At 71.7% G+C, this 8,797-nt stretch carries 6 protein-coding genes; 5 read left to right on the top strand and 1 reads right to left on the bottom strand.

All coding sequences use genetic code 11. The features are described 5' to 3' along the window. Positions 1-120 precede the first annotated feature (120 nt). A complete protein-coding gene (locus tag ABZ948_RS25335) occupies positions 121-747 on the bottom strand; it encodes a LuxR C-terminal-related transcriptional regulator (protein ID WP_359763144.1) in 627 nt (208 codons plus the stop codon). Positions 748-1,531: 784 nt separating this feature from the next. Between ABZ948_RS25335 and ABZ948_RS25330 the strand changes: the two genes are divergently transcribed. The 5 genes from ABZ948_RS25330 to ABZ948_RS25310 all read left to right on the top strand — a co-directional run bounded on the left by ABZ948_RS25330 (position 1,532) and on the right by ABZ948_RS25310 (position 8,791). Continuing rightward, complete coding sequence (locus tag ABZ948_RS25330) at positions 1,532-3,391, top strand: ABC transporter ATP-binding protein (RefSeq protein WP_359763142.1); 1,860 nt, start codon at positions 1,532-1,534, stop codon at positions 3,389-3,391. Continuing rightward, positions 3,391-5,226, top strand: a complete 1,836-nt coding sequence (locus ABZ948_RS25325; RefSeq protein WP_359763141.1) for an ABC transporter ATP-binding protein — start codon at positions 3,391-3,393, stop codon at positions 5,224-5,226. The genes ABZ948_RS25330 and ABZ948_RS25325 overlap by 1 nt, the downstream gene beginning before the upstream one ends. A gap of 3 nt (positions 5,227-5,229) precedes the next feature. Continuing rightward, positions 5,230-6,825 carry a class I adenylate-forming enzyme family protein gene (locus tag ABZ948_RS25320; protein ID WP_359763140.1) on the top strand — a complete coding sequence of 532 codons (1,596 nt, stop codon included), beginning with the start codon at positions 5,230-5,232 and terminating at the stop codon, positions 6,823-6,825. A gap of 164 nt (positions 6,826-6,989) precedes the next feature. After that, positions 6,990-7,685: a response regulator gene (locus ABZ948_RS25315; RefSeq protein WP_359763138.1), complete on the top strand. Its 696-nt coding sequence runs from the start codon at positions 6,990-6,992 to the stop codon at positions 7,683-7,685. Continuing rightward, complete coding sequence (locus ABZ948_RS25310; RefSeq protein ID WP_359763136.1) at positions 7,682-8,791, top strand: sensor histidine kinase; 1,110 nt, start codon at positions 7,682-7,684, stop codon at positions 8,789-8,791. The genes ABZ948_RS25315 and ABZ948_RS25310 overlap by 4 nt, the downstream gene beginning before the upstream one ends. Positions 8,792-8,797 lie beyond the last annotated feature (6 nt).

The following is an 8,797-nucleotide window of genomic DNA, read 5'->3' as shown; positions in this document are numbered from 1 at the left end:
GAAGAGGAGGAGGAGCGCGAGCACGAGGCCGAGGAGAAGGCCGCGCGCGTGGGCAAGCCCAAGTCGGCGGGCGCGGTGACCGGGCGCGTGGCGGGACGTCCGCCCGACCGGTGAGGCCGGCTAGCAGGTGATGAGACCGTTCTGTATGGCCGTCACCACGGCGGCGGTCCGATTGGGTGCGCCCAGCTTCAGCAACAGGCTGGCGACGATCCGCTTGACGCCATGGCTGGATATGCCGAGGCGCCGGGCGATCTGCTTGTTGCTCATCCCCTCGGCGAGCAGGAGCAGCACCTCGTTCTCGCGGGCGGTCAGGGAGACCTCGCGCTGCCGGTGCTGTCCCGACTCACGGACGCGGTGCAGCAGTCCTCTGGTGACGGAGGTGGGCATGGGCACCTCCCCCGCCAACGTCCGCTGGAGTGCGTCCTCGACCGCGGAGGCGGTCAACTCGTCCTCCACCAGGAACCCGTCGGGAACCGAGGGCCCGGCGAGAATTTCCTCGCGCACGTCGGTACTGCTGAGTAACAGCAGTAACTTCGGTCGTCGGCGCCGGTCGTCGGCGAGCACCCCACGATCGCGGACGTAGTCGTCCTCGTGCAGGAACAGGACATCGACGCGCCCCGCGCCCAGGGCGTCCTCCACCTCCTTCCAGTCACCGCAGTGTCTGACCTCGCCCACCGAAGGGGCGCCCGACAGCACGGCTCGCAGCCCGAGCCGCAGGATTCCGTTGCGCACAAGAGTGGTCACCACGAGCTGGTCTCCTTGACAGGGGGGGTGGCACAGCGTCTGGCTCACTCGTACTCCTCCTCACTGCCGCCATGCGCCTCTGGCCCCCGGAGAACGCACTGCCCCCGTTCCGGCCGACAACAAGGCCGAGTTGCCATGGATACGCAATAGCGACTCATGCTCAACAACGACGCTCACGGTACCCAGACGAATCGTTCCGGATCAACCATTCCGCACGGGTCCGCCGGAACGGCCGACTCGCCTCGACAATGCCCGCCGCGCACCCAATCCACTCACTGTTTAATTTTCACCTACTCGCCGGATTTTCATGCCTCAGAGGCAGGCTTTCGTTTTTCTCGAAAAACAAGTAGCTTCCATGCCACGGCAAGCCCGCACTCCATTGCACTGGCGCGGGAAAGCCCCATGCCGCAGCCCGAACCCCGACCCAGAACGCCACCGAGACACCATCCGAGCAGGGGCGATACCCGTCCCACCAGGTGCGTCGTCATCCCGGCCACGCCACCCCACCACACGCCGGATGATCACCCACCGGCCTCGGCCCGTGGACCGGCGCTTTGTTCGGAGGTCCGGCACGCGGCATGCCCGCAGAACGCAGCGGAGAGCAGCGACCGCTTCCCGTGGCACCCGTCGACGCCCCTGTGACATTTTCTGAGCGGGTTGAAAAACCCTGCGCGCCGGGAGCCGCAAAATACGAGAAACGATGGCCGAAAACCATGGGCCGACGCTTTTTCCGGACCGGGCCGGTTCCGGATGTGGCCCGGCCGCCGACCCCAGAGAAGGAGTGCCGATGACCGCCGAGACCGTCCCCGTGGGGAAGGATCCGGCCGACACGGCGGGCCCGGACGGCGCCGCTTCCGGTGCCCGCGCGCACGACAGCGTGCCCCGCTGGCTGCTGGCGCAGATGCGGCCGTTCCGGCCGTACATCGCCCTCCATCTGCTGGGCAGTCTCGTGTGGCAGTCGCTGAACGCGGCGATCCCCCTGGTCGTCGGCCTGGCCTTCGACGCGGTCCTCGACCACAGCGGCACCGCGCCCGACTTCGGCGCCTTTCACGCCATCGTCGCCGGTCTGCTGGCGCTGGTGGTCGTCCGGGCGGTGGGCGGCATCGTGGCCACCTACTGCCTGGAGACCTTCGCCAGCGGGCTGGAACGCCAGGCGCGCGCCCGGGTCTTCGCCAGTCTGCTCCGCAAGAGCCAGGGCTACTTCAACCGGCGGCGGGTCGGCGACCTGTCCGCCCGTGCCACCGGTGACGCGGAGTCCCTGAACCTGATGGTGTCGCCCGGCTTCGACATGGCGGTCGACCTGGCCCTCAACGTGCTGATGCCGATCATCTTCATCGCCCTGGTGGATCCGCGGCTGCTGTTGTCCCCGGTCCTCTTCGTCCTGTTGTTCGCGGTGGCCCTCGCCGAGCACGGGCGGCGCCTGGAGCCCGTGTCGGACCTGGCCCGAGAGCGCTTCGGCGACATGACGGCCCAGGCCACCGAGAGCGTCGCCGGGGTCGAGGTGGTCGAGTCGACCGGCGGCGTCGACCAGGAGCGCGCCCGGTTCACCGAACTGGCCACGGCCTACCGCGACGCCTCCGTGCGCCAGATCCGCACCCAGGCGCTGTCCCTGCCCCCGCTCCTGCTGACCCTGGCCACGGCGGGCGCCCTGGTGCACGCCGTGGTCCTGCTGCGCGGCGGTTCCCTGAGCATCGGCGAACTCGTCGCCGTACTCGGGCTGATGGGCACCCTGCGGGCGCCCACCCAACTCGCCTCCTTCAGCATCGGGCTCATCTACCTCGGCATGGCCGGAGCCCAGCGCGTCAAAGAGGTCGTCGACGATCCGGACGACGAGGACGAGCAGGGCGGCCGGCACACCGCGCCGCTCACCGGCGAGGTCGCCATGGAGCACGTCACCTTCGGTTACGAACCCGGCAAGCCGGTGCTGTCCGACGTGTCGTTCCGGGTCGCTCCCGGCAGCACCGTGGCCGTCGTCGGCGCCACCGGCAGCGGCAAGTCCACGCTGCTGCACCTGCTGAACCGCACCTACGCCCCTGACGAGGGACGCGTGTTGATCGACGGGGTCGCCACCACGGAATGGGACACCGGGTCGCTGCGCTCGCAGATCGCGGTCGTCGAGCAGGACGTGGTGCTGTTCTCCCGCACCATCGCCGAGAACCTCGCGCTCGGCGCGGAGAGCGGCGCCGACCGGGCCGGGCTGGAGGCCGCGGCCCGTACCGCCCAGGCCCACGACTTCATCACGGCGACCGAGCGGGGCTACGACACCGTCCTCGGCGAACGCGGTGTCACCCTGTCCGGCGGACAGCGCCAGCGCCTGGCCATCGCCCGCGCGCTGGTGGCCGATCCCCGGATCCTCGCCGTGGACGACGCGACCAGCGCCGTCGACGCCGTCACCGAGCACGATCTGCAGCGCGCCATGCGGCAGGCCTCGGCCGGGCGCACCACGTTCCTCGTCACACCCAGGCTGTCCCGCATCCGGGCCGCGGACCACATCCTCGTCCTGGACGCCGGCCGGATCGTCGGCCAGGGCAGCCACGAACAGCTCCTGCGGGACTGCTCGTTCTACCGCCGGATCTTCGCGCCCTACCTGGACGGGCCCGCCGCGGCCGGCCCGCGCACCGTGGACGCCAAGGAGGAGAGCCACTGATGGCGCACTTGCTGGAGGGCATCGAGCCGGACGGCTACGACCGCCGCTACCGCGACCGCGAGCTGACCCGCCGTATCGCCCCCTACTTCCGCGGCAGGAGCGGCACGGTGGCGTTCGTGGCCGTCGCCGTGGTCGTCGCCGCGACAGCGGGCAGCGCCGTACCGCTGTTGCTGGCCAGAACCGTCGACTCCGCCCTGAGCGACGACGGCGACGGCCGGCTGGCCTGGCTGGTGACGGCCATCCTCGCCTCGGGCACGATCGCCTGGCTGTTCACGTATCTCCAGGAGCGGATGGCCGGAACCCTGGTCAGCGACGTCGTCCTCAGCCTGCGCCGACGCGTGTTCGAGGCGGCCATGCGACAGGACATGACCTTCCACGACACCCACGCCACCGGTGTGGTGGTCAGCCGGATCACCAACGACACACAGGCGTTCGCGACGCTGATCAGTCTGGTGCTCAGCCTGCTCGGCCAGGTCCTGATGATCGTCATCCTGCTGACCGCGCTGTTCCTGATCAACGTGCCGCTGGCCCTGGTGACGACCCTCGTCGCCGCGGTCGTCGTCGCCGTCAGCCTCGCCTTCCGGCGCGCCGCGCGCAGCGCCTCGCTGCGGCAGCAGGAGGCACTGGCCGAGGTCAACGGCTACGTGCAGGAGACCCTGCGCGGCATCGCCGTGGCACGCAACCACAGCCATCAGCAGGCCGCGCAAGCCGGACTCGACGAGGTCAACCACCGCTGGTTCCGGGCGAGCGTGCGACTGAACCGCATGTTCAGCGGCATCTTCCCGCTGCTGATCTCGCTGACCGGGCTGGGCACGGTCGCCGTGGTCCTGGTGGGCGGCCACGGCGTGGACTCCGGCAGCGTGTCGGCGGGCCAGTGGGTGCTGTTCCTGGAGGCGCTGGCCCTGTTCTGGTCGCCGCTCACCAGCATCGCCTCCTTCTGGAGCCAGCTCCAGCAGGGCCTGGCCGCCGGGGAACGGGTCTTCGCACTCGTCGACCGCGAGCCCGCGGTGCGTCAGCGCGACCGCCTCCCCGTCCCGCGCCTGCGCGGCGAGATCAGGCTGCGCGACGTCCGCTTCGGCTACGACGCCCGGCACCCCGTCCTCAAGGGGGTGAACCTGACCGTGCCGGCGGGCCGCACGGTGGCGCTCGTCGGCCACACCGGCGCCGGCAAGTCCAGCCTGGTGCGGCTGATCACGCGCGCGTACGAGTTCCAGGAGGGAAGCATCGAGGTCGACGGGCAGGACGTACGCGCCCTGGACCTGGAGCAGTACCGGCGCTGCCTCGGTGTGGTGACGCAGACCCCGTTCCTCTTCTCCGGGACGGTCGCGGACAACATCGCCCGCGGGCGGCCGGGCGCCACCCGCGACGATGTCGAGGCCGCCGCACGCGCGGTGGCGGACGGCGACTGGCTGGCCCAGCTTCCGCAGGGCCTGGACACCCCCACCGACGAGGGCGGCCGCAACCTGTCCACCGGCCAGCGGCAGATCGTCGCCCTCGCCCGCGTCTTCCTCCAGGACGCGCCGGTGCTGATCCTCGACGAGGCCACGGCGAGCATCGACCCCCTGACGGAGGCACAGATCCAGGAGGGCCTCGACGCCCTCGCCAAGGAGCGCACCACCATCGTCGTCGCCCACCGGCTGCCCACCGTCCGCAAGGCCGACACGATCGTCGTGGTCGACGAGGGACGGATCATCGAGGAAGGCGACCACACGACCCTGCTGGCCCGTGACGGGGCCTACCGCCGCCTGTACGACCGGTACTTCCGCCACCAGCGTCCCGACGGCGACCCCGCCGACGAACCGCGTCTGCTGTCCGCCGCCGAGAGGAGGGCGTGAGCGATGGCCACCACGTCCGGTACCGGGACGGCACCCGTTCCCGCGACCCTGCACGACCTGCTCGACAGCGCGTCCCGCGCCCGCCCGGGCGCCATCGCGGTGCGCTGCGGCGACCAGGTCCTCACCTACGGGGATGTACAGGCGAGGGTGCGGGCCACCGCGCGCCGCTGGCACTCCCTCGGCCTCACTCCGCACGGCACGGCGGCGCTGCTCCTGGAGAACACCCCGGAATGCGTCATCGCCTTCCTCGCCGCCGCGCGCCTCGGGGCACGCCTGGTCCCCCTCGAACCCGGCACGACCCGGCCCCAACTGGCCGCCCTGCGGGCCGCGACGGGCCACCTGTTCGTCGCGGCACACGAGGCGAGACTCCACGCGCTCCGCGACGACGGAAAACAGGACGCGCCGGACGGCGGCGAGACACAGGACCCGCTCGACGACTGCGTCCTCGTCCCCGTGGACACCCCGGACGGCACCGCGCACCGGCCGGCACGGCAGCGGTCCACCCCGGAGCCCGCCGACGACGAACCACAGACCGCCGCACCCGACGCCCCTTTCCTGTACCAGTACACCTCGGGCTCGACCGGGGAGCCCAAGGCGGTCGTCCACACGCAGCGCAACCTCGTCAACGGCGGCGAGATCTACACGCGCGCCTACGGCGTCACCGGGGACGACCGCGTCCTGGCCGCCGTCCCGCTGCTGCACTCCTTCGGCATGGTCGCCGGACTGGTCACCGCGCTGCGGGCCGGGGCACAGCTCGTTCTCCTCGGCCGCTTCACCCCTGCACGGCTCCTGAGCGCCCTGGACGAGCACGCCTGCACGGTGCTGGTCGCCGCGCCCATGGTCTACGACCTGACGACACGCGCGGCCGCCGGCTCCCGTCCCGCGCGGCCGCCGCGCACCCTGCGGCTGTGCCTCTCCTCGGGGGCCGCCCTGCCGCCGGCCGTGGCACAGCGGGCCCGGGAGCGACTCGGACTGGAGGTCCAGCAGGTCTACGGCTGTACGGAGGCCGGAGTCATCGCCGCGCACCGGCCCGGGGACGGGCCCGGCGCGGACCGCGGGGTGGGCCGTCCCCTGCCCGGCGTACAGGTCCGTGTCGTCGACGAACGAGGGCAGGAGGTACCGACGGGCGAGGAGGGGGCGCTGCTGGTCCGCACTCCGGCGATGTTCACGCACTACCTCGGCCACCCCGAGGCCACCCGGCGGGCCTTTCGCGACGGCTGGTACGCCACCGGCGACGTGGCCCGTCTCGACCCGGAGGGCCACCTGCACCTGGTCGGCCGCAAGGACTCCTTCATCAACGTGGGCGGCAAGAAGGTCAACCCCCTTGAGGTGGAGCAGGCCCTCCTCGCCCACCCGTCGGTCGCCGAAGCGGTGGTCTGGGGCGAGGAGACGGGCGACACCGGCGAACGCGTCCGGGCCACGGTCGTCACCCTGGCTCCCCTGCCCGCGGCGGAACTGACGTCCCACTGCCGCGCCCGTCTCCTCCCCCACCAGGTCCCCACCGCGGTCGACTTCGTCTCCGCGCTGCCGAAGAACTCCATGGGAAAGGTCCGGCGTGGGGCGGTGGGCGCCGCCCCCGGCACCGAACCTCGCAGCTGAGGACCGTCGTTCCAGACCGGAGCCGATCATGGACCATCCGGCACAAGCCTGCGGTGTCCCTGCCGAATGGTGGGTGCCACCCCGCCGTGTGGCTGGAGCTGCCGCCCGCCGGGCCACTGGGGCTCTGCGGGGCTCTAGGGTCGAGACGGCATGGGCCGGACGGCATGGACGAAGGTGAGGCGGAGCACGTGATCCGGGTAGTGGTGGTGGACGACGAGGCACTGGTCCGCTCTGGCTTCGAACTCATTCTGGGCGCGTCCGAGGACATCGAGGTCGTCGCGACCGCGAGCGGCGGCGAGGCCGTGGAGACCGTCCGTCGGGAGCGGCCCGACGTGGTGCTGCTGGACATCCGGATGCCGGACGTCGACGGACTCACCGTTCTGCGAGAGCTGCGGGCGCGGCCGGACGCTCCGGTGGTGGCGATGCTGACGACGTTCGACGCCGACGAGTACATCCTGACCGCGCTGAACTCGGGCGCGGCCGGATTCCTCCTCAAGGACACCGAGCCGGAGCAGCTCGCCCACCTGGTGCGCACCCTGGCGGCGGGCGGTGTGGTGCTCTCCCCCAAGGCGTCGCGGAGCCTGCTGCACAGTCACCCCGGCACCGAGGCGGCCGTCGACGAGGAGGCAGCCCGCGTCCGGCTGCTCACCGCGCGGGAGCGCGACGTCCTCGTCCTGGTGGCGGAGGGCCTGTCGAACGCCGACATCGGGGCACGCCTCCACCTGGGCGCCGGCACGGTGAAGGACCACGTCAGCGCGATCCTCACGAAGCTGCGGGTGACGAGCCGGGTGCGGGCCGCGCTGCTCGCGCAGCGGGCCGGACTGCTCGACGAGCACCCGCGGTCGAGGGCCGGCCGATGAGCCGTGCACGTGCCGTGTGGCGGCGGGTTCCCACGCCGGTCATCGACGTCGTCCTGGCTGCGTTGGCGGGCGTGGACGTGTGGCTGAACATGTGGGAGCACACGCGCCTCGGTGTCGCGCTGGGCGCGGTCGGCTGTGCCGCGTTGGCCTTCCGGCGCCGGTTCCCGCTCGGCGTCTTCCTGCTCACCCTGCCCATCGCGCTGATGCAGGACGTCGCCGTCGCCGTGCTCGTGGCGCTGTTCACGCTGGCCGAACGCTCCCGCAACCGTCGTCTCCTCGCGGTGTGCGTCGCCCTGTCGGCCGTCGCGAGCAGTACGCCCTGGCCCCTGGCCGAGGTCGACCGGACCATGACCCTGGTCTTCTTCGTGTACGGCCTGGCGACCAGCGCCGCCCCGGTCCTCTTCGGCCAGCTCCTCCAGGCGCAACGGGACCTGGCGCGGCGGCTGACCGAGATCGAGGAGGCCAGGGAGCACGAGCGGACCCTGCACGCCCAGGCCGTGCTCGCCCGCGAACGCGCCCAACTGGCCCGCGAGATGCACGACGTGGTCTCCCACCAGGTCAGCCTGATCGCCGTACGGGCCGGAGCCCTCCAAGTCGCCACCAAGGACGCGGACGCCAAGGAGGCCGCCCGCACGATCCGTTCGCTGAGCGTCACCACCCTCGACGAACTGCGCACCATGGTCACCCTGCTGCGCGCCGCCGGCGGCCACGCCACCGAGCTGACGCCTCAGCCCACTCTGGCCGACCTGCGCAAACTGGTGGAGTCGAGCGGCACGCACGCGGAGCTCTCCGGCGAACTTCCGTCCGCCGTGGGCACACCCACCCAACGCGCCCTCTACCGCACGGTCCAGGAGGCGCTGACCAACGTCCGCAAGCACGCCCCCGGCGCCACGGCACGCGTCGAGCTGTGGCACGACGGCGACGATGTCGGAGTGACCGTCACCAACACGGCGGCCACCCGTCCTTCCCTGACCCTGCCCGGTTCGCAGCAGGGCTTGGTCGGTCTGCGGGAACGGGCCGAGATCCTGCACGGCACCCTGGAGGCGGGCCCGACCGCGGAGGGCGGCTACCGGGTGCGGCTGCGGATTCCCCTCAGCGCGGACTGACCCACC

The organism is Streptomyces olindensis (assembly GCF_040645895.1).
Lineage (GTDB): Bacteria > Actinomycetota > Actinomycetes > Streptomycetales > Streptomycetaceae > Streptomyces > Streptomyces olindensis.
Note: the sequence above shows the minus strand (reverse complement) of the source record. Positions and strands in the feature narration are given on the sequence as shown.

Excerpts from the sequence above, each read along its gene's own strand:
- ABZ948_RS25330 (WP_359763142.1), top strand. The coding sequence starts at position 1,532 with ATGACCGCCGAGACCGTCCCCGTGGGGAAGGATCCGGCCGACACGGCG.
- ABZ948_RS25325 (WP_359763141.1), top strand. The coding sequence starts at position 3,391 with ATGGCGCACTTGCTGGAGGGCATCGAGCCGGACGGCTACGACCGCCGC.
- ABZ948_RS25320 (WP_359763140.1), top strand. The coding sequence starts at position 5,230 with ATGGCCACCACGTCCGGTACCGGGACGGCACCCGTTCCCGCGACCCTG.
- ABZ948_RS25315 (WP_359763138.1), top strand. The coding sequence starts at position 6,990 with ATGGACGAAGGTGAGGCGGAGCACGTGATCCGGGTAGTGGTGGTGGAC.
- ABZ948_RS25310 (WP_359763136.1), top strand. The coding sequence starts at position 7,682 with ATGAGCCGTGCACGTGCCGTGTGGCGGCGGGTTCCCACGCCGGTCATC.